Origin of the sequence: Billgrantia pellis (genome assembly GCF_008297955.1) — a bacterium.
Classification (GTDB): Bacteria; Pseudomonadota; Gammaproteobacteria; order Pseudomonadales; family Halomonadaceae; genus Halomonas; species Halomonas pellis.
On sequence record NZ_VTPY01000003.1, the window covers coordinates 587,882 to 607,958 of the forward strand.

Annotated in this window: 13 protein-coding genes and 1 pseudogene; 9 read left to right on the forward strand and 5 right to left on the reverse strand. The window is 61.2% G+C overall.

Translation table 11 applies throughout. The features are described from left to right. The first annotated feature begins 13 nt into the window (after window positions 1-13). Both recB and recD read left to right on the forward strand, forming a co-directional pair. Complete coding sequence (recB, locus tag F0A17_RS08545; protein WP_149327916.1) at window positions 14-4,108, forward strand: exodeoxyribonuclease V subunit beta; 4,095 nt, start codon at window positions 14-16, stop codon at window positions 4,106-4,108. After that, window positions 4,105-6,432, forward strand: a complete 2,328-nt coding sequence (gene recD / locus F0A17_RS08550; RefSeq protein ID WP_149327917.1) for an exodeoxyribonuclease V subunit alpha — start codon at window positions 4,105-4,107, stop codon at window positions 6,430-6,432. Before recB ends, recD begins: the two co-directional genes overlap by 4 nt. 110 nt (window positions 6,433-6,542) lie before the next feature. Here recD and F0A17_RS08555 read toward each other — a convergent pair whose 3' ends face one another. Further along, window positions 6,543-7,328, reverse strand: coding sequence for a sulfite exporter TauE/SafE family protein (locus F0A17_RS08555; RefSeq protein WP_223111513.1), 786 nt, complete (start codon window positions 7,326-7,328; stop codon window positions 6,543-6,545). A gap of 101 nt (window positions 7,329-7,429) precedes the next feature. Here F0A17_RS08555 and F0A17_RS08560 point away from each other — a divergent pair, with 101 nt between their 5' ends. The 6 genes and pseudogenes from F0A17_RS08560 to F0A17_RS08585 all read left to right on the forward strand — a co-directional run bounded on the left by F0A17_RS08560 (window position 7,430) and on the right by F0A17_RS08585 (window position 14,061). Next, complete coding sequence (locus F0A17_RS08560; protein ID WP_149327918.1) at window positions 7,430-9,256, forward strand: CocE/NonD family hydrolase; 1,827 nt, start codon at window positions 7,430-7,432, stop codon at window positions 9,254-9,256. Window positions 9,257-9,349: 93 nt separating this feature from the next. Next, the gene (locus tag F0A17_RS08565; protein ID WP_149327919.1) at window positions 9,350-10,666 is read left to right on the forward strand and encodes a short-chain fatty acid transporter; all 1,317 of its coding nucleotides are present in this window, start codon (window positions 9,350-9,352) and stop codon (window positions 10,664-10,666) included. Window positions 10,667-10,758: 92 nt separating this feature from the next. Beyond that, window positions 10,759-11,439, forward strand: a complete 681-nt coding sequence (locus tag F0A17_RS08570) for a GntR family transcriptional regulator (RefSeq protein WP_187774657.1) — start codon at window positions 10,759-10,761, stop codon at window positions 11,437-11,439. A 390-nt stretch (window positions 11,440-11,829) separates the two neighbouring features. Continuing rightward, complete coding sequence (locus F0A17_RS08575; protein WP_228716849.1) at window positions 11,830-12,924, forward strand: GGDEF domain-containing protein; 1,095 nt, start codon at window positions 11,830-11,832, stop codon at window positions 12,922-12,924. Window positions 12,925-12,968: 44 nt separating this feature from the next. After that, window positions 12,969-13,244: pseudogene (locus F0A17_RS08580) on the forward strand (ATP-binding domain-containing protein); the annotation flags it as partial. A gap of 61 nt (window positions 13,245-13,305) precedes the next feature. Next, window positions 13,306-14,061 (forward strand): phosphatase PAP2 family protein, encoded by a 756-nt coding sequence (locus F0A17_RS08585; protein WP_149327922.1) that lies wholly within the window; start codon window positions 13,306-13,308, stop codon window positions 14,059-14,061. Between the two features lie 191 nt (window positions 14,062-14,252). On the opposite strand, the gene F0A17_RS08590 is transcribed toward F0A17_RS08585, so the two are convergent. Beyond that, on the reverse strand, window positions 14,253-15,419 hold the full coding sequence (locus F0A17_RS08590; protein WP_149327923.1) for an MFS transporter: 1,167 nt from the start codon (window positions 15,417-15,419) through the stop codon (window positions 14,253-14,255). Between the two features lie 95 nt (window positions 15,420-15,514). Between F0A17_RS08590 and F0A17_RS08595 the strand changes: the two genes are divergently transcribed. Next, entirely contained in the window at window positions 15,515-16,408 is an 894-nt protein-coding gene (locus F0A17_RS08595) for a LysR family transcriptional regulator (RefSeq protein ID WP_149327924.1), read from the forward strand. Between the two features lie 690 nt (window positions 16,409-17,098). Here the strand turns inward: F0A17_RS08595 and F0A17_RS08600 are convergent. From F0A17_RS08600 to F0A17_RS08610, 3 genes are all read right to left on the reverse strand, one after another. Further along, window positions 17,099-17,698 (reverse strand): NAD(P)H oxidoreductase, encoded by a 600-nt coding sequence (locus tag F0A17_RS08600; RefSeq protein WP_149327925.1) that lies wholly within the window; start codon window positions 17,696-17,698, stop codon window positions 17,099-17,101. Window positions 17,699-17,759: 61 nt separating this feature from the next. Next, a complete protein-coding gene (locus F0A17_RS08605) occupies window positions 17,760-18,482 on the reverse strand; it encodes a hypothetical protein (RefSeq protein WP_149327926.1) in 723 nt (240 codons plus the stop codon). Between the two features lie 41 nt (window positions 18,483-18,523). Further along, window positions 18,524-20,038 carry an MFS transporter gene (locus tag F0A17_RS08610; protein WP_228716851.1) on the reverse strand — a complete coding sequence of 505 codons (1,515 nt, stop codon included), beginning with the start codon at window positions 20,036-20,038 and terminating at the stop codon, window positions 18,524-18,526. Window positions 20,039-20,077 lie beyond the last annotated feature (39 nt).

The following is a 20,077-nucleotide window of genomic DNA, read 5'->3' on the forward strand; positions in this document are numbered from 1 at the left end:
AGGGAGATAGCTAATGAGCGACGCGATACAGCTCAACCCCCTCCAGTTTCCCTTGCACGGCAGTCGCCTCATCGAAGCCAGCGCCGGCACGGGCAAGACCTTCACCATCGCCCTGCTCTATGTGCGCCTTGTACTCGGCGCCCGCTCGGCCGATGACGACGCCGCCTTCGAACGCCCCCTCACGCCGCCCGAGATCCTCGTCGTCACCTTCACCAACGCCGCCACCCAGGAGCTGCGCGAGCGGATTCGCGCGCGACTGGTGGAAGCCGCTGGTGTGTTTTTGCAAACGACCGAAACTACATCCGACATTGCCCAAGCTTCGGGAGCAGAACATAGCGGAGGTCATTCGACATGGATGCCGAATGTAGCGCCCAGGGATGGGTTCACAGCGCCTCCGCGGAGTTCTGCTGACGAAGCAACCAACGCGGCTGATCAAGGGGCGCCGGGCCCTGTCGCCGGATCAGCCCCGACCGCCGACAGCCAAGCCGATCCGCTGTTGATCGCACTCCGTAACCAATACGATCCCGCCACCTGGCCCGCCTGCGCCCGGCGCCTGCAGCTCGCCGCCGAATGGATGGACGAAGCCGCCGTCTCCACCATCCACAGCTGGTGCTACCGCATGCTGCGCGAGCACGCCTTCGACAGCGGCAGCCTGTTCTCGCTCGACCTGGAAAACGACCAGACCGAGCTGGAACTCGAGGTGGTGCGCGACTACTGGCGCAGTTTCTACTACCCGCTGAACCTGGACGAACTGGCCACCGTAGTGCGCCACTGGAGCACGCCCGAGCAATTGCACGCTGCCGTGCGCGGCTTGATGCCCGAATGTGATGCGCTGAACCAGAACGCCCCGCCCCCGGCCGAGACGGTCGCCAACGCCCAGCACGAAACCGCCGAGCGCCTGGCCCAGCTCAAGGCCCCCTGGCCCAAGTGGGTGGACGAGTGCGAGGCGCTGTTCGAGGAAGCCGCCCAGCAAAAGGCCTTCAAGGGTCAGAGCTTCAACGCCAAGAGCCGCGCCAACTGGCTCGGCGCCCTGCGCGACTGGTGCCAGGGGGACGCCACCTGGCCCGGCCTGACCGGTGCCGCCTGGAAGCGCCTCACGCCCCAGGGCATGGCCGACATCTGGCTCAAGGGTGAGCCGCCGGACCACCCGGCGCTGGCCGCATTGGAAGCACTGCAGGACGAACTCCACGCCCTGCCCGACCCCTACGCCGACCTGCTCACCCACGCCGTGCACTGGTGCCGCGCGCGGCTCGACCGCGAGCAGGAACGCCGCGCCGAGATGGGCCCCAACGAGCTGCTCACCCATCTCGACCGGGCGCTGGCCGGCCCCAACTGCGAGGCGCTGGGGGCGCAGATCCGCCGCCAGTTCCCGGTCGCCCTGGTCGACGAATTCCAGGATACCGACCCGGTGCAGTACCGCATCTTCGACTGCGTGTACCGCATCCGCGAGAACCGCCGCGAGTGCGGCGTGTTTTTGATCGGCGACCCCAAGCAGGCGATCTACGCCTTCCGCGGCGCCGACATCTACACCTACCTGCGCGCCCGCCGCGACACCCAAGGCCGCCACGTCACCCTGGGCACCAACTTCCGCTCCAGCAGTGAAATGGTCGAGTCGGTCAACCGCTGCTTCGAGTTCGCCGAGGCACACCCGCCCGGCGCCTTCCTGTTCAAGGATGCCGACGGCAGCAATCCCGTGCCATTCCTGGCAGTGGGCGCAAAAGGACGCAAGGACTCACTCACCCGCCACGGCCAACCGCTGCCGGCCATGACCCTGTGGCAGCTGGAAAGCGACGAACCGCTCTCCAAGACCGCCTACCACGGCGAGATGGCAGAGCGCTGCGCCTCCTATATGGTGGAACTGCTCAACGAGGGGCAAAGCGGCGGCACCGGTTTCCAGAACGAGCAGGGCGCATTGCAGCCGCTCAAGCCCTCCGACATGGCGGTGCTGGTCAACGGCCTGGGCGAGGCGCGGGCGATCCGCCAGGCGCTGGCCCGGCGCGGGGTGAGGAGCGTCTACCTTTCCGACAAGGACAAGGTGTTCGCCTCGCCGGTCGCCCCCCAGCTCGATGCCTGGCTGCGCGCCTGCGCCGAACCCGAGGACGACAGATTGCTGCGCACCGCCCTGGCCTCCCCGGTGCTGGGGCTCGATATCGCCACGTTGGACCACCTGAACGAAGACGAGTTGGCCTGGGAAAGCCGCGTGCTGCAGTTCCGCGATTACCACCGGTTGTGGCAGCGCCAGGGCGTGCTGCCGCTGGTGCGCAAGATCATCCACGACTTCGATGTGGCGATGCGACTGCTTTCGAGTGGGCCCGCCAGCGAAGGTGAGCGCTTCCTAACGGACCTGCTGCATCTCGGCGAGCTGTTGCAACACGCCAGCCAGGAACTCGACGGCGAACACGCGCTGATCCGCTTTCTCGCCGAATCCATCGCCCACCCCGAAGGTCAGGGCGACACCCACAAGCTGCGCCTGGAGAGCGATGCCGACCTGGTGCAGGTCATCACCATCCACAAGTCCAAGGGGTTGGAGTACCCGCTGGTATTCCTGCCCTTCATCTGCAGCCACCGGCCGACGAAGAAGGACGACTCGCCGCTGCGCTGGCACGACGCCGAGGGCCGGCTGCGCATCAGCCTGGAGGCCGACGAGGAGACGCTGGCCACCGTCGACCGCGAGCGCCTGGGCGAGGACCTGCGCAAGCTCTACGTGGCGCTGACCCGCGCGCGCCACGCCATCTGGCTCGGCATGGCGCCGCTCAAGGGCGGCGAAGGCAGCGCCATCGGTCAACTGCTGGCCAACGGCGAGCCGTTGAGCCCGGCCGGATTTGACAGTGCGCTCACCCAGCTCAAGGGCGACTGCGCCGCCATCGAGATCGCCCCGGCGCCGCCGGCCCACGCCCAGATCGCCACCCAGACAGAGCGAGACAACGCCTTGGGCGAAGCGCGCACGCCCACGCGCCCCGCCCGCGAGCACTGGTGGATCGCCAGCTACTCGGCGCTGCGCCTCTCGGGCGAGACCGTTACCGTCGAATCGGCGAGCGCCCCAGTAAGGGCTGACTTACCCCCTATCCCGCATGACAGCGAAGCGCATCGAAGCGGCAGCCTACCCGAGCCCGCCACCGCCATGGAGGCCACCGCGCTGGAAGTGAGCGAAGAGCCGCATGATCGGTCGCCCAACGCTGAGGAACGCCATCGAGCGACGGCCAGACAAGGCACTCTCGAGCGAGAGACGGACTGGGCTCGCACACGAGTTTACGTGTCTGTAAATGAGCATCTCGAACGAGAGAGTAACGCCGTATGGCCGAGCGCAGATCGTTCCTTACATCGATTTCCGCGGGGGCCCGGGCCCGGGACATTCCTACACGGCATTCTCGAATGGGCCGGCGAGCACGGCTTCGCCCGCGTGGCCCGCGACCCGGCTCTCCGCGAGGAGACCCTGGCCCGGCGCTGCCAGGTGCGCGGCTGGCAGGCGTGGCTGAACACTCTGCATGCCTGGTTCGGCACCCTGCTCGCCGCCCCGCTGCCACTGCCCGATGGCGCGGGCCGCCTTACGCTCGAAACGCTGGCGAGCTACCAGGTGGAGATGGAGTTCTGGTTCGCCTCGCGCCAGGTCGACACCCGCCGGCTGGACGCCCTCGTAAGTGCTTACACACTGGCAAGCCAGGAGAACAGCTCAGGTGCCAGCCTGCCGCGCCCCGCGCTGGATGCCGACACCCTCAACGGCATGCTCAAGGGCTTCATCGACCTGGTGTTCGAGCATGAGGGGCGCTACTACGTGGCCGACTGGAAATCGAACCACCTGGGGCCGGACGACAGCGCCTACAGCCCCGAGGCGATGCGCCAGGCGGTGGCCGAGAAACGCTACGACCTGCAGTACGCGCTCTACCTGCTGGCCCTGCATCGGCTGCTCAAGGCGCGCCTGCCGGAGTACGACTACGACCGCCACATCGGCGGCTCGCTTACCGTCTTCCTGCGTGGCGCCAATGCCGAGAGCCGCGGCGTGCACGCCGAGCGCCCCCCGCGCCAACTGATCGAAGCGATGGATGCGCTGTTCCAGGGCGAAACCCCAGCGGCTCATGCCGCCACCCAGGCAACGGAGGCGCCGGCATGAGCAAGCGCAGCAAGCATCACGACGACGCCACCCCGGACCTATTCGCCGATCTCGGTGAGGAACCAGCAAGCAACAGCCAGGCACCCGTCAAGGGCTTACCCGCCGAGCCGGAACCGCCCCAAGCCGCGCAGGGCAACGTACAAGCCGCGCTTCACGACACCCAGGCGCTATTCGCCCTGCTCGACCGCTGGGTGGAGCGCGGCTGGCTGCGCGCGCTGGACCGCGCGCTGGCCAGCTTCTTCGAGCGCGAGGTGAGCGACGCCCCTCCCCTGCTGCTGCTCGCCGCCGCTCTCGCCAGCCACCAGCTCGGCCGCGGCCACGTGTGCCTCGATCTCGCCCAGACCCTCGCCGCCCCCGACCTGGCGCTCTCGCTGCCACCGGAAGGCGACGATCTGAGCGACCCGCCGCCGCTGCCCAGCGAGCTGCTGGCCGAGCTGGAACTCGCCACCTGGCGCGCTGCCCTGAACCACCCCGCTCTGGTAGCGGACGGCAGCGAACCGCCGGGAAACACCCCACTGGTGCGCAGCGAACGCGACGGCAACGTGCGGCTCTACCTGCGCCGTTACTGGCAGTATGAGCAGAATATTCGCGGGCTGATCGGCGCCCGGCTCACAGCTACCCCCGAGGCAGAAACCGATACCGCCACCCTGCCCCGGGCGCTGGCCGCACTGTTTCCCCAAAGCCATGAGCTCGACTGGCAGCAGGCCGCCTGTGCGCTGGCCAGCCGCTCGCGTTTCGCGGTGATCACCGGCGGTCCCGGTACCGGCAAGACCACCACCGTGGTCAAGCTGCTCGCCCTGCTCCAGGCGCTGGCCCTGGGCGAGCCAGGGCCAGCAGGCGCCCCGCGTCCGCTGCGCATACGCCTGGCCGCACCCACCGGCAAGGCCGCCGCGCGACTCAACGAATCCATCGCCAAGCAGGTGCAGGGGCTTTCGCTGGTAGAATTGGCCGCCGCCGCGGGCCAACAGGGTGTGGATATCTCAACTCTGCGCGACAGTATCCCTACCGAGGTCACGACACTGCACCGCCTGCTGGGCTCACGACCGGATACTCGCCACTTCCGCCACCACGCCGGCAACCCGCTGGCGCTGGACGCCCTGGTGATCGACGAAGCCTCGATGGTGGATATCGAGATGATGGCCGCCGTGCTCACCGCCCTGCCGCCCAAAGCCCGGCTGATCCTGCTCGGCGACAAGGACCAGCTCGCCTCGGTGGAAGCCGGCGCCGTGCTCGGCGACCTATGCCAGCGCGCCGAAGGCGGCCACTACACCCCGGCCACCTGCGACTGGCTGGAACGGGTGATCGGCACGCCGATTCCCGAACGATACCGCGACGAAGCAGGCCAGCCGCTGGACCAGGCCATCGCCATGCTGCGGGTGAGCCACCGCTTCGATGCGAAAAGCGGCATCGGCCAGCTCGCCGAGGCGGTCAACCGTCCGCTTGGCCCAGACCACGGCCAGAAGGAAAAGAAACGCGCCGTACGCGAGATCTTCCAGCAGGATTACGCCGATATCGCCCGCCTCGCCCTGGCGGACGCCGACGATCCGGCGCTGGACCGCCTAGTGGTCAATGGCAACCCGGCCGGCTTCGCCAATAGCGGCGCAGGCCGCCACGACCGCCGCGGCGAGCCCATCACGCCACCGGTCGGCTACGGCCACTATCTGGAAGTGATGAAATCAGCACGGCCCGCCCAGCCCTACTTCGGTGAAGGCGACGAACGTCAGCCCTACGACGACTGGGCCCGACAGGTGCTCACCGCCCACGGCCACTTCCAGTTGCTGTGCGCGCTGAGGAAAGGCGCCTGGGGCATACAAGGACTGAACCCGCGCATCGGCCGCGCGCTGCGCCGCGCCGGCTGGCTCAAGGCCAGCGACCTGGAACTGGAACAGGGCTGGTTCGAAGGCCGCCCGGTACTCGTCACCCGCAACGACTACGGCCTGGGGCTGATGAACGGCGATATCGGCATCACCCTCGCCGTGCCCGAGGCGCGCAGCGCCATTGATTCGCCCGGCCGTACCCTGCTGCGCGTCGCCCTCCCGGCAAGCGACGGCAGCGGCGACATCAAGTGGGTGCTGCCCAGCCGCCTGCAAGCGGTGGAAACCGTCTTCGCCATGACGGTGCACAAATCCCAGGGCTCGGAATTCACTCACACCGCCCTGCTGCTCCCCGACGCCCCCAACCCCATCCTCACCCGCGAGCTGGTCTACACCGGCATCACCCGCGCGCGCGACTGGCTCACGCTGGTAGAGACGCGCCGCGGGATGCTGGATGAAGCGGTGACGAGGGAGGTAGTAAGGGTGAGCGGGTTGGGTAAAGAGCAGTAGACGCGGCAACTTCTAAGGGAGAATTTTCTCATAAACGACTATTCATTAGCTCCGTTTGAGCGCGATGAGAGGAAACACAGGTACCGGCTTGTGAAGAAGGGATAGCAAAGCTATCCCATCAGGAATTTCAGTCCAACAACGATCAACAGCACCGCGAAGACGCGTTTGAGTAAGGAGTCCGGTAGCCAGGAAGCGATTAACGCCCCCGCCCGGGCACCGGGTACGCTGAGCAGGACGATGCCAATGAAGGCCGGCCAATAAACGTAGCCGGTCGCCCAGCTCAGGGTTTCGGAGGCATTGCCGACCCACATAGCCGTAATGGCACCCACGACGGCAATCGGAATCCCCGCCGCAGCTGAAGTCCCCACCGCTTGGCGCATCGGAACGCTGCATCGTTCAAGGAACGGCACTGTTAGTGTCCCGCCACCAATCCCGAACAGCGCCGACGCCAAACCAATACTCCCGCCGGCAAAAATCATTCCCTTGCGTCCAGGTAGCGAATGCTCTCTACCTGGGCGGAGACCTATGAGCAGCTTGGTTGCCAGCAGCAAGAAAAACACGCCCAGTAGAAGCGACAGGACACGGCCTGAAAGCGCATCGCCCAAGAAAACACCGCCGATGGCACCGAAGATCAAGCCAGGCAGCAATAGCCATACACAGTCCTTTCGTACGTTTCCGTGAAGGTAATGAGCCCTTGCCGATGAAATAGAGGTGATCGCAATCGTGGCAAGGGAAGTTCCTACCGCCAGTCGTAGGGCGAGATCGGCATCGACCTGTTGCCAGCCCAGCGCCATCACCAACAACGGGACAACCACTACCCCACCACCGATACCCAGCAAGCCCGCTAGAAAGCCGGCCAGTAGCCCGACTAGCGGGTAGAGCGTGATCGAAGTCACTCAAACCCCTTTGGAAATCCCTAAAATCAATATTTGACATGTCAAAATGATACCATCAAAATTCCATCAGCCAAACAATTACTAAACTAGGAGAGACAGGTATGTCAGAAGCGCCTCTATTTCCCCTCGAATCCTGGCTGGAAAGCCGTCCCCCGAACTTCGCAGGGCAGCGCTTGAGCTCCCGCTATCTCACCATGAGTGATGGAATCGACATCGCAATCGATGTGCATTTGCCCGGTGTAAACGCCACATCCTCTGAGTGCTTTCCGGTCGTCGTTTTCTTCACACCTTATTACCGGCGTATGAAGCTCAAGCCAGGCGCACCGGAAGGTACCGAGGATTGCCCCAATATCGCAGTCTTCCGTTCACTGCTTCTCCCTCGTGGCTATGCGCTGGTCGCCGTCGATGTGCGTGGTAGCGGAGCTTCATTCGGGATTCGTAAAGGATTGCGCTCCCCCAAGGAACGAGAAGACTATTTGGAAATCGTCGAATGGATCAGCCAGCAGTCATGGTGCAGCGGTGCCATCGGGGTTACCGGTATTTCATATCTCGGGGCAGCCGCAGACTTTACTGCCTCCTGGGCACATCCAGCGGTCAAGGCAATCGTGCCCCACTCGGCGGTGTGGGATACCTGGTCGAACCAGCTCTATCCAGGTGGCGTGATGTGCCGCCGTCTGGTCAAGGAGTATGGCAAGCTGATGGAGGCGCTCGATGACGATGATGCCGAGGATCGTGCCAGCTTCCCTTACTTCCAAGGCGAATATTACGATGGCCCGGCGCCGGTCGATGATGATCATGATGGAATCCTGCTGGCGGCCGCGCTGGAGGATCATATTGCCAACTTCGATATGGCAGATTTCGTCCATCAGTTCGCATTTCGCGACCGGCCGCTGCACACCGATCCAGACTTCACCTCGGCAATCATCAGTCCCTACCACTACGCCAACCGGAAAGCCGACATGCAAACGGCGGTCTATACCATTTCCGGCTGGGTGGATGGCCATTATTCGCGAGGAGCGGTCCTTCGCTATCAATGGCAACAAAATCCGAACAAGCGGTTGATGCTGGGCGCTTGGGATCACGGTGGCCGCAGCGGATCGAGTCCCTTTCATGAAGACCCTACGCCTCAGGTCAAGGCACTCTCAGAGACCCTGCGCTTTTTCGACGAATACCTGATGGGCTTGAATACCGGCCTACGCAATGAACCGCCGGTCCACTATTACACCGTAGGGGAAGAACGCTGGAAATCGGCCAACGAGTGGCCGCCGGCCGATATAAACTGGCGCAAGCTCTTTTTCCAGGCCGGGCATCGGCTTGGCAGCGAGCCACCAACGGCCCCCAGTGCCTCTGACCGCTACGTAGGCGACTATCGTTGTGGCACTGGCAATCAGTCCCGCTACAACCGCCTTTACGCACAAAATGTCGAGCAGTATTACGCCGACTGGCACGGCCGCGACGAGCGAATGCTGTGCTACACGACCGATGCCTTCGAGACCGACATGGAGCTCACTGGACACCCGGTGGTCCGATTGCACCTGTCGAGCGACACGCAGGACTGCGCACTGTTCGTTTATCTCGAAGATATCGATAAGAACGGTCGTGCCTACTATGTGACCGAGGGTATCTTCCGTGCCCTTCACCGGTGTATCGCCGAGGAGCATCCCAACATTCCCGCCATCGGCCCGAATCATAGCTTCAGCGAACGCGATGCACGTTACCTAATTCCTGGCGAATGCACGGAGGTCGCGTTCGACTTGCTGCCGATTTCTTGGCTGTTTAAGGCCGGCCATCGCTTGCGAGTCGCCATCGCGCTGGCCGACAGCGATCATTTCTCGCGTATACCCGATGGAGTCCTACCGACCATCGATATAAGCCGCAGTGCGTCCACCCCCTCTGTCTTGGAACTACCCCTGATAGCCCGCGGCTAACCCCCTACATGTCAATTTGCTAGGGGCACAACAACATCAACCCAAATTTTCCGGTATCAACAACAACTCCCAGACAAACCAAGGGAACCTTACATGCAAACTCTGACACGGTACTGCCTAAAGTTCGTTGAACACTGCCTGCCCAATGCCCTGCTACTTGCGATTGCGCTTAGCCTCATTGTCTTTCTTCTTGGCGTGACGGTGGAAGGCCAGAGCGCAATTACTATGTTCAATGGATGGGGAAATGGCTTCTCCAACCTCTATCAGTTCGCCATGCAAATGTCACTGATACTGCTGACCGGCTTTCTGATCGCCAAGACACCCATCGTCTCGCGCATGATCGATCGCCTGGCCGCCATACCCAAAACACCCTCCCAAGCTGCCGGCCTGATTGCCGTGGTCGGGATGGTCACGTTCTACATCAACTGGGGCTTCGGTATGATCGTAGGGGCCTTCCTGGCCCGCGAAATGGGACGCCGTGTAAAGGGATTGCATTACCCGCTGGCCGTGGCTGCTGCCTATTCTGGCGATATCATTCGCGGCACAACAGCATCGATCCCGCTTTTGATGGCGACCGAAGGGAATTTCATGGAAGACGTGGTGGGTGTCGTGCCCATCACTGCCACTCTCTACTCCTGGTGGAACGTCGGGCTTTCCCTCGTACTGCTGTTTTTGCTTTATTACGTCTTCACACGGGTCAAGCCGGAGACCGAAGAGATCCAGCAATTCAAGGGGGAGCCGTTGGAAAACGCTGTCGAGAAGGTCGATACAGCCGGCATGCCGTGGGCAGAAAAACTTGAATACTACCGCTTGCCCAACATTTTGCTGGCTCTGCTGCCCATCGGATATCTTGCCATCAACTTCCATCAGCTCGGTTTCAACCTGAACCTTAACCTAGTGATCATGATCTTCCTGACGATAGGACTGCTTCTGCAGCCGAACCCAGCTAGCATGGGCAAGGCGATTAAGGAAGGTATCTTGTCGTGCCGTGGCATCATCATCCAGTTCCCGCTGTATGCCGGTATAGCGGGTATGGTCAAAGCATCCGGACTTGCTGATAGCCTCGCCGCTTGGTTCGTTGATATTGCTACTGTGCATACTTTCCCAATCGTAACCTTTATCTCGGCGGGTATCGTGAACATTTTTATCCCGTCTGGCGGCGGGCAGTGGGCCATCCAAGGTCCGATCATGCTTGAGGCAGCGAAAACCCTAGGAGCCGATATTCCGCAAACCATCATGGCCTTTACCTGGGGCGATGCGTGGACCAACCAGATGCAGCCGTTTTGGGCGCTTCCACTGCTGGGTGTCGCTGGCCTTTCGGCACGGGATATCATGGGCTACTGCGTGATGTGGACGCTGATTTGCGGGGCTACGATCATGGCCGCCTTCGTGCTGCTGTCCATGATCTAGGCTCGGGCATCGACACTACACAACATGTTAGGATGAGGCAGTGCCCGATACCCTTGTCGGGTGCTGTCACGTGATCCATCATGGAGCCGTTCATGGCAACGACTCAAAAAGGTAATCTCAATTCTCAAGCGTTCGAGACCCTGAGACGCGACATTATCTCCTGCCGACTGAAGCCAGGGACCACTATCACCGAAGCGTGGCTCACCAAGCACTATGCCTTTGGCAAGGCGGCTATTCGGCACGCACTGGCACGGTTGACGCAGCAGGGCCTCACGATCAACCAGGGGCGCCTTGGCTACACCGTCACCCCCATCACTATTAAGAGTATTCGCGAGAGCTACCAGATCCGCCGCCTGGTGGAGCCAGAGCTTTGCCGAATGGCTGCCGTCAAGCTCGATGCCGAGATATTGACAGCACTGCGTACTTGCAGCGAGGAGACGTATGACCGGCACAACGAAAATGCAATGATTTCCCTTTCCTATGCCAACCATCGCTTCCACTGCCTGATTGCAACAGCCGCCGGCAATGAGCGTTTGACGCGTTTGATCGAAGAACTCTCTGACGACCACATGCGCATCGCCTACGTCAGCATGGTCTATGGTCAGTCCGATAAAGAGTGGAGTGACGATCACGCCAACATCGTGGCTGCGCTTGAAGCGGGCAAAGGCGAGGTGGCGGCCCAGCTCATGGCCGAACACTTAGCTCAAAGCGAAGAAACCATCATGCGGGCAGTGCTCAATCTCCCTGAGCTTCTGAAAACATCGTTGAGCTAACAGTGCTAGTAGCCGCCCCATGCTACCCCCCGCAAGGCTCGAACAAACGCATGTTGCGAGCCGCCTTCCCAGCCAGCGACGGCAGCGGCGACATCGACCGAGGAATGCTGGATGAAGCGGTGACGAGGGCGGTGGTGAGGGTGAGTGGGCTGTAAACAGCAGATATCGTTAAATCCGCTTATTTCCCCGTCACATTGTAGCCTTTATATTGCTCAGGCTGGCAGGAAGGGCGCTCACCTCGAACTCCACGGCGGTGAAGTAGTCGATCAATACAGGATGGGGAGTCGACCTTTGTCGTCACCAAGAACAAAGTACTCGCTGCACCGGCTGACCGGGCAATTTCATGAGCCAAACCGGGAAGCGATGTACCGCAGGGACATCGAGCCCAGAGTGAGACTCGAGTCCTGCCTGACGCTGATCGTGGCGGCCCTGGTCTTTGGCATGTTTGTCATTTCAGACTACTACTACATCGGCGTGAGCACAGAACTCTATCTGCTGCTCGCTATGCGCACCCTAGTAATTGTCTCGTGCGTGATTCTGGCCTTCGTGCTTGGACGCTGGGGTAGCTACACTAGCAATGTCTGGCTGCATGCCCTACCACTCTGGATACTGGCGACGGGCATCATCTTGATCGTTCCCTTGCGCCCCGACAGCCTCGCCACTCAGGTCACCGCCGTGGTGGTAGCCACCATGGCGTTCTACCTCCTTATCCCCAACCTGCTGCCCGTCGTAGCCATCGCCAGTTTCTACTTGAACATGGGCTTCCTGGCCGCAACGGCGATGGTGGCCGATATTTCTGCCGTGGTCGCACTGCGCATATTGCTCCTGCTCATCATGGCTAACGTAGTGGGTTTCTTCGCCCTGCTGCGTCTGGAAAAACTGCAGCGAGGTCAGTTTGCGCTACTGCAGGAAGAGCGCGTTCAAAACCAGCAGCTGATGGATGAAATATCTCATCGAAAATCGCTGGAGGCACAGCTACGCAGGGTCGCCGAGCGTGATGCATTGACGGGTCTGGATAGCCGAAGCCATTTCATGGAGCGAGCCCGGGAACTGCTACTACGTTCACAGCATCAACAGGCGCCATTCAGTCTTTTCATGATTGATGTTGATCATTTCAAGGCCATCAACGATACCTGGGGGCACAGCCAGGGGGATCGTGTGCTAAGCGCGATCGCCACGACTTGCAGGCGGTCTCTCAGGCCCCAAGATGTGATCGGACGTTTCGGGGGAGAGGAGTTCATCGTGGCCTTGCCGGACACTCGTCTGAAAGACGCTCGAGTGGTGGCGGAACGGCTACAGAAGGAGGTCGCCGAGTTGCTGGTAATAGAAGAATTGCCCGATCAGCGATTGACCGTCACCATCGGTATCGCCGGGGTTCTTCACGAGAAGGCCGACTTGGAAGCCTTGGTCAATCAGGCTGACCAGGCCCTGTACGCCGGCAAGCACAACGGAAGGAATCGGGTCGTGATGAGTAACGAAGGGTGAGAGGAGGTTTGAAGGGAAAAATGTCGCGCTGACTTGCCTGCAGCGACGGCAGCGGTGACATCAAGTGGGTGCTGCCCAGCCGCCTGCAGGCGGTGGAAACCGTGTTCGCCATGACAGTGCACAAGTCCCAGGGCTCGGAATTCACCCACACCGCCCTGCTGCTCCCCGACGCCCCCAACCCCATCCTCACCCGGGAGCTGGTCTACACCGGCATCACCCGCGCACGGGACTGGCTCACGCTGGTAGAGACGGGCCGCGGCATGCTGGATGAAGCAGTGACGAGGGAGGTGGTCAGGGTGAGTGGGTTGGGGAGGTTGTAATAAAGCCCAAGGGTTGTCCTGGAAATCGACATGTATAGGTATCAAAGCAAGGGAGCTGCCAATGAAGCACTACCGAAAAATCAAACATGTGAGACGCCACGGCCTTTCCCTGATGGCTCGGCTCGGTCGCTACGAGTTGGCAGTGCTGCTGTGCGTCTCGGTCCTTTCCGGCGGGGTCTGGGGGTTCATCGAGCTGGCCGATGCTGTCATCGAGGGAGAAACCCAGAGCATCGATGAGACCCTGCTGCTCTCCCTGCGCAACGCTGCCGATCATACCGATCCGCTCGGCCCGGGCTGGGTCGAGGAAATGGGGCGAGACTTTACCGCGCTCGGCGGTGTCGGCGTGCTGGTCGTGATCACCCTGGGTGCCCTGGGCTACCTGCTACTCGCCCGGCACTACCGTGCGGCGCTCTTTGCCTCGGTCGCGGTGCCCGGCGGCATGCTGCTCAGCACGCTGATGAAGATGGGCTTCGATCGTCCTCGGCCCGACCTCGTGCCGCATGAAGCCATGGTCTACACCGCGAGCTTTCCCAGCGGCCACTCGATGATGTCTGCCGTCACCTACCTTACCCTGGCCGCCCTGCTCATCCGGGTACAGCCGGCGCTGAGGCTGAAGGCCTACCTGCTGATACTGGCGATACTCCTCACCCTGCTGGTGGGCATGAGCCGTGTCTACCTCGGCGTGCATTGGCCGACGGATGTGCTTGCCGGCTGGACCGCCGGAGCGGCCTGGGCCGCGCTGTGCTGGCTGGTAATGCGCTGGTTGCAGCGGCGCGGGCAGGTAGAGACAGAGGAGAGCCGCTCGGGCACCGAGTAGGTGCTCAAGCGATGGCAGCGGCAGCATCAAGTGGTGCTGCCCAGTGGGCGGGGGTTATAGAACAGCCGATAGCACCATTGACTGGTTCTATCGGCTTTCGGCCAGAAGCTGCCGCTCAATGGGCACGACAAACGCCAGGCCATACACGAGTCATTCAAACCGTGGCTTCCCCAGTTGACACAGGCCGGCCTTTACACCACTGCAGCCGCCACCGCCCTGGAACGCCAGGCAAACCCCAACACCATCAACAGCCCCAGCATGGCCATCGCCGCACCGGCCAGGGAAATCGCCGGGTAGCCCAGGCCGACGTTGATCACCGCACCACCCAGCGCCGCGCCAATCGCATTGCCCAGGTTGAAGGCGCCGATGTTCACAGCCGAGGCTAAGTTGGGCGCGTCCTTGGCGGCTTCCATCACCCGCATCTGCAGCGGCGGCACAATGGCGAAGCTGGCGATACCCCAGATCAGAATGGCCGCAGCAGCCGGTAGCGGCCAGCGCATCAGCACCGTGAACGCCAGCAATACCAGGATCAGCGCACTCAGCGAGACGATCAGGGTGTGGTCGACAGAGCGATCCGCCGCCTTTCCGCCCCATATGTTGCCCAACGTCAGGCCGATGCCGTATAGCACTAGCATGGCGGTGATGAAGGTGGTGGACGCCTGGGTCTCGCTGCTGAGGATCGGCGCGATATAGGTGAATACGGTAAACATCGCACTGGACCCGATCACGGTCAGGGCCAAGGCTGCCAGCACAGAGCCACGACCCAGCACGCGAATTTCAGCCAGCACGCCGCCGCCTTTCGGCAGAGGCACATTGGGCAATGCGAACCACAGCGCAAACATGGTCAACACACCAAGGCCGGTAATGCCCCAGAACGCCGTGCGCCAGCCGAACACCTCGCCAAACCAGGCTGCCAACGGCACGCCACCGATGGTCGCCAGGGTTAAGCCCATGAACATCGCCGCCACCGCCCCCGCCCGTTTGTCCGGCGCGACCAGACTGGCGGCGACGATGGAGCCGACGCCAAAGAAGGCGCCGTGATTAAGCGAGGTCACCAGCCGGGCGACAAGCAGGCTGTAGTAGTCAGTCGCCAGCGCCGACATCAGGTTGCCCAGAGTGAAGATGGCCATCAGTCCGATCAGCAGGTAACGCCGGGGGATCCTGCCCGTGGTCAGAGTCATAAGGGGCGCGCCGAGCAGCACGCCCAGCGCATAGGCACTGACCAGCAGGCCGGCAGCAGGAATGGAAACGCCGAGATCAAGCGCGATGCCCGGCAACAAGCCCATGGGGGAGAACTCGGTGACACCGATGCCGAAGGCACCGATGGCTAGCGCAACAAGGGGGGGATTTATACGCATGGAAAGGCTCCTCATCTATGCCGCGAATGCTACAATTCGGACATTGCAAGCGGTAGATAGCCTTTACGGCAAACACCTTTGCTCAAGAGGAACAAATGGACTTTAGCGGCAGGTCAGGTGAAATGGTCGTGTTCGCCAGCGTGGCGGAGGAAGGCAGCCTGTCGGCCGCTGCGCGAGCGTTGGGGCTGACACCCTCGGCCGTCAGCCGAATCATCGCGCGCACCGAACAACGCCTCGGTACCCGCCTGTTGCTGCGCACCACCCGTGCGATCACTTTTACCGCCGAAGGCGAGGCCTATCTGCGTGGTGCTCGACGCATCCTTGCCGATATGGCCGAGGTCGAAGAGGCCATTGCTGACCAGGGCGTGCCCAAAGGCCGCTTGCGCGTAAGTGCTGCGCTCGGCCACGGGCGGCTGGCCATCGTGCCGTTGGTGACCGCATTCAGCGCGCGTTACCCGAACATCACTGTCGACCTCACTCTGGGCGACGAAGTAGTCGATATTCTCGGCGGCCAGGCCGACGTAGCCGTGCGCTTTGGCCATCTGCCCGACAGTCCACTGACCGCTCGCCGCATAGGCGATACCGGCCAGGTGGTGGTGGCCTCTCCAGACTATCTCCAGCGCCACGGCACGCCGCAGCAACCGGAAGACCTGCTGCAACACAACTGCCTGCGCTTCAACTTCCGACGTGCTGAACCCAACTGGCCGTTTATCCGCGACGACCAGGCATTCTCCCTCAAGGTATGCGGCAATATCGAATGCAGCAGCGGTGAGGCGCTGGCGCAATTCGCCCGGGTGGGCGCCGGCATTGCGCGCATCGGCGAATTCAGCGTGGCCGATGATTTGCAGCGCGGCGACCTGGTGCCGCTGCTGGAAGCCTTCAATCCCGGTGATAGGGAACCCATTCATGCGGTGTTCGTGGGTGGCTCGGCGATGCCGGCGCGGGTGCGATTGTTCGTGGACTTCCTGCTAGAGAACCACCGCATGTGAACAGCCGATAGCTCCGAGATGAGTGATGCCTTTCGGCCAAAAGCGGACACGGTGGTGGGCCTCTTACCGAATATTTTCAGTCCTAAACCTCCGTCGGCCGTATGAGAAGCAGGTGATTCTATTCCTGGTAGGAGGTTCACAGCCGAGTATTCACTACTAAAGCCAATGGTAATCACTATGACAGTCTGGTCATGTTGAGAAAGCAGGTCTTACGATGGGGCATATTTAAAAGGGCAACCACAATGCTCCGCAGGCGTACCTTAGGCAGCAGGAGGTAAAATCCTCACTTATAGGCTGTTAGTGCCGCATGAAAAATGCGCGCTATGGAACAAACCATTCCCCTATCGGTATTGCAAATCACCAACATCCATACACGTACTTTTCAGGCATATACGTATCGATCACTGTGCGAAAAGAGGATGGCATCGATGTAACCGGGTTGTTTGATGTTCTATACACTGAGGAAGAGAGCATTGCGCTGAAAAGCACCACCTCGATACCCTCGCCGATGCACACCGATTGACAGAGCTAGAGGTCAAAGTCTGTGGTGAAGGCCAGCAAACTGGTGCTTTACCTTTAGAGCTGAAACCCCACACCGAACCGCGGATGAGTGAAAAATTCGGATTTTTTCGCGCACCCTTCCCAAGAGTCGCGCGCCAGCGCAGCTCTTGGGGTCGTAGAACAATATCGTTATCGTCTCAACTTCGCCCAGTCTGCTACCACCTGTCTAGTATGCTCTATCAGTTGCTCGTGATGAGCCTCTAGGTCCTCCACTTCCTCTCCGAGGGTATCGTGTAGCAATGTCACCTGGCTGTCGGTAACCCCACAGAACTCCGCAATCCCAACGTTGAGCAGGTCTGCCATGCTGTCATCAAGCCCGATTTTGGCATAGGCCTCATGAGTAGTTCCTGCCAGAGCAATCCAGCGGATGCTGTCGAAGGGCAGTTTGGTGCCACGACCATAGAACAGGCCGTAGTTCCAGACGCGATCAATGTAGCCCTTCAGGATAGCCGGAGTCGAAAACCACCAGACGGGGAAGACGATAAACGCGGCCTGCTTGTCCATCAGGTCGTCTGCCAGCCTCATCACTTCGTCCGAATACTTCTGCTCAGGATTGGTCCATTCCGGCTCGTCTTCCCGTCCCAGCACTGGGTTGAAGCCAGTGCGGTATAGATCAAGGTCTGCGACTGACCATCCATGCTGCTCCAGTTCGGTCCTCACGGTTTGGGCTACTCGGGCTGTCAGTGAATCGGGACGGGGATGCGCCCATATCATTTGCACTTGTTTCATGTGGTTTCCTCTAGATGTCAGTCCGGTGGTTATCTTGGGGGATAGGCTTGCCATGCGTTGCCTAGAAGGCCAGGAGCAACGCCGCACAGCAAAGGCCCACTATCAAAAAAGCGCTGAAGCGGCTGCTACGATCCTCTGGGAGCTCTTCCTTGAATACGTTGAAAATGATGCCCCCGCCCAGCAGCGCGGTGAGTATCGCGGGGACGGCTGAGGACAGGTCGGGTGTCTGCGATGCGAGCCATCCAAGGAAAACCGACACGCAGAGCACCCACCGTCCGGACTGGGCGTAGCGGTTTTTGTAATGGTCACGCAGCCCGAAATCAGCAACCAGAAAGTGCAGAGCCATGGCGACGAAAAACAATACGAGTTCTGTAATGTCACGCTCGGCGTTTCCTAGCAAATAGCCAATCAGAACTTTGTATATGGCAAATACAGATAGGTGCACCACGTAAACGGCCGGCGCCATGGTGGAGTCGCCGCTGGTAGATGCTGAACTTGTTGACCGCTTTGCCGCGTGCTCCACACCGTAAAACAGGATCAGACCAAGAAACGCGATCAAGTAAGAGTGGTGCGCAAGATAGTCGGCCAACCCAGGAATGTTTTCTTCAATTGCGCGCTGGCCCTCTTCAAGCTCAGGCAATAGATGAAGGAATACATAGGCGACCGAGATCCCGCCAGCTCCTGAGAGCCAGATACTCCTCGGCGTGCGCTCCAGAAAATGCAACTTGTGGCAGAGCAGGTGTATCGAGATCAAACCCGCCGTTGCCAGCAATCCAGGTAGCATGGGACTTCTCTATGTCTTGGGAATTATCGGATTGATCCGGGTCAATGGCCGGCGTTCGTAATGTGCTTGGGTTGATTGCGAAGGATCCTGAATACGAGGACGGCAAGGCTTCCCAGCAGCGTCGCCGCCGCGCCAAGCACCGCCATATGACTCAATGAGAACGCATCCTGCGCTGCATTTATCAGCGATGCGGCCTCGGCATCGGCCAGGCTAGATGCGACGATCATCGTCTCGCCGATGGAGGTTCGAGCTTGCGAGGCTAACGTCGGAGCAAGCCCGTCAGGCATGGATATCGCCCTGGCATAGACGGCACTCAACATAACGCCGAAGCCGGTGATGCCCAGCCCTGAGCCCAGGTCATAGGCAGTGGCCTCCAGCGATCCTGCAGATCCCGCCTTTTCAGGGGATATGGCAGACATCACCGCGATTGACGACGCAGTAAGCCCTACTGATAGGGCCAGCCCCAGTATTGCCAGCAACACCATCGTATCTGCCCCCGGCGCGTGAAAATCACTCACGGCCAGCCCCCCTAGACTTGCCGCTGCAGCGCCGAGTGAAATACAGGCTAGCCATTTGAGTCCGATCACGCTTGCAAGCCAGCCCCCAATTGGTCCGCCCACCGCTGCGGCAGCCATCAGGGGCAGGAGGAACAAGCCTGCTTCAAGCGGCGAGAGGCGAATGACGAACTGCAGTTCCTGAGCGAGGGTCAGCTCGGCCCCTGCCAGGGCACCTGAAGCGACCAGCGCCATGATGAGACCTGCCCGGACCGGAGGACGCTTGAACAGCGACAGATCCAGCATGGGAGTTTTCAGCCGGAGCTGAAGACGGCCAAACACCGTGAGCAAGCTCAAGCCGATAGCCATAAAGATCAGGCCGGTGACAACGGGCTGGTCCGGTTTGACGATCGATTTGAGGGCATATACGCTCGTCATCAATCCGGCGATCAGCAGAAGTGCCTGTCCTATTGGCCAGGGCGCCCGCGATGGTGCCGCATCATCTGGTACCAGCTTATAAACCAGAGGCGCCACGAGAAGCATGATCGGCACGTTGATCAGAAAAACCGATCCCCACCAGAAATAATCAAGCAAAATACCACCGATCAGGGGGCCGACCGCTGCGCCAGCGGCTGCGACCGTTCCCCAGAGACCCAAAGCGATGCCCCGCTCACGCTCATCCTCAAACCCACGACGGATAGCCGCCAGGACCGGGGGCATCATCATTGCTGACCCCAGCGCCAGGGCTGCACGCGCCGCAATCAGCATCGGCGCGGAGGTGGAAAACGCCGCCCAGATCGATGCCGCCGTGAAGATCGACATGCCGGTCAGCAGCATCCGCCGTGTACCGAGCCGGTCGGTCAACACGCCCATGGGCACCAGCAGCCCCGCCATGATCAGCGGATAGATATCCAGAATCCACAATACCTCGGTCCCGGTCGCTCTAAGATCAAGCGTCAGCGATGGGATCGCGATGTGCAGGATCGTCAAGTCGATCATGACTGGCGTGAAAGCCAGCAATACAGCCGCCAGCAACAGCCAGCGGTTATTCGAACGGTTCACATTACCCCCCTTCATTTTGAATGGCCCCTCCGAGGATGG

Excerpts from the sequence above, each read along its gene's own strand:
- recB (WP_149327916.1), top strand. The coding sequence starts at position 14 with ATGAGCGACGCGATACAGCTCAACCCCCTCCAGTTTCCCTTGCACGGC.
- F0A17_RS08605 (WP_149327926.1), bottom strand. The coding sequence starts at position 18,482 with ATGCTACCTGGATTGCTGGCAACGGCGGGTTTGATCTCGATACACCTG.
- F0A17_RS08560 (WP_149327918.1), top strand. The coding sequence starts at position 7,430 with ATGTCAGAAGCGCCTCTATTTCCCCTCGAATCCTGGCTGGAAAGCCGT.
- F0A17_RS08600 (WP_149327925.1), bottom strand. The coding sequence starts at position 17,698 with ATGAAACAAGTGCAAATGATATGGGCGCATCCCCGTCCCGATTCACTG.
- F0A17_RS08570 (WP_187774657.1), top strand. The coding sequence starts at position 10,759 with ATGGCAACGACTCAAAAAGGTAATCTCAATTCTCAAGCGTTCGAGACC.
- F0A17_RS08595 (WP_149327924.1), top strand. The coding sequence starts at position 15,515 with ATGGACTTTAGCGGCAGGTCAGGTGAAATGGTCGTGTTCGCCAGCGTG.
- recD (WP_149327917.1), top strand. The coding sequence starts at position 4,105 with ATGAGCAAGCGCAGCAAGCATCACGACGACGCCACCCCGGACCTATTC.
- F0A17_RS08585 (WP_149327922.1), top strand. The coding sequence starts at position 13,306 with ATGAAGCACTACCGAAAAATCAAACATGTGAGACGCCACGGCCTTTCC.
- F0A17_RS08565 (WP_149327919.1), top strand. The coding sequence starts at position 9,350 with ATGCAAACTCTGACACGGTACTGCCTAAAGTTCGTTGAACACTGCCTG.
- F0A17_RS08590 (WP_149327923.1), bottom strand. The coding sequence starts at position 15,419 with ATGCGTATAAATCCCCCCCTTGTTGCGCTAGCCATCGGTGCCTTCGGC.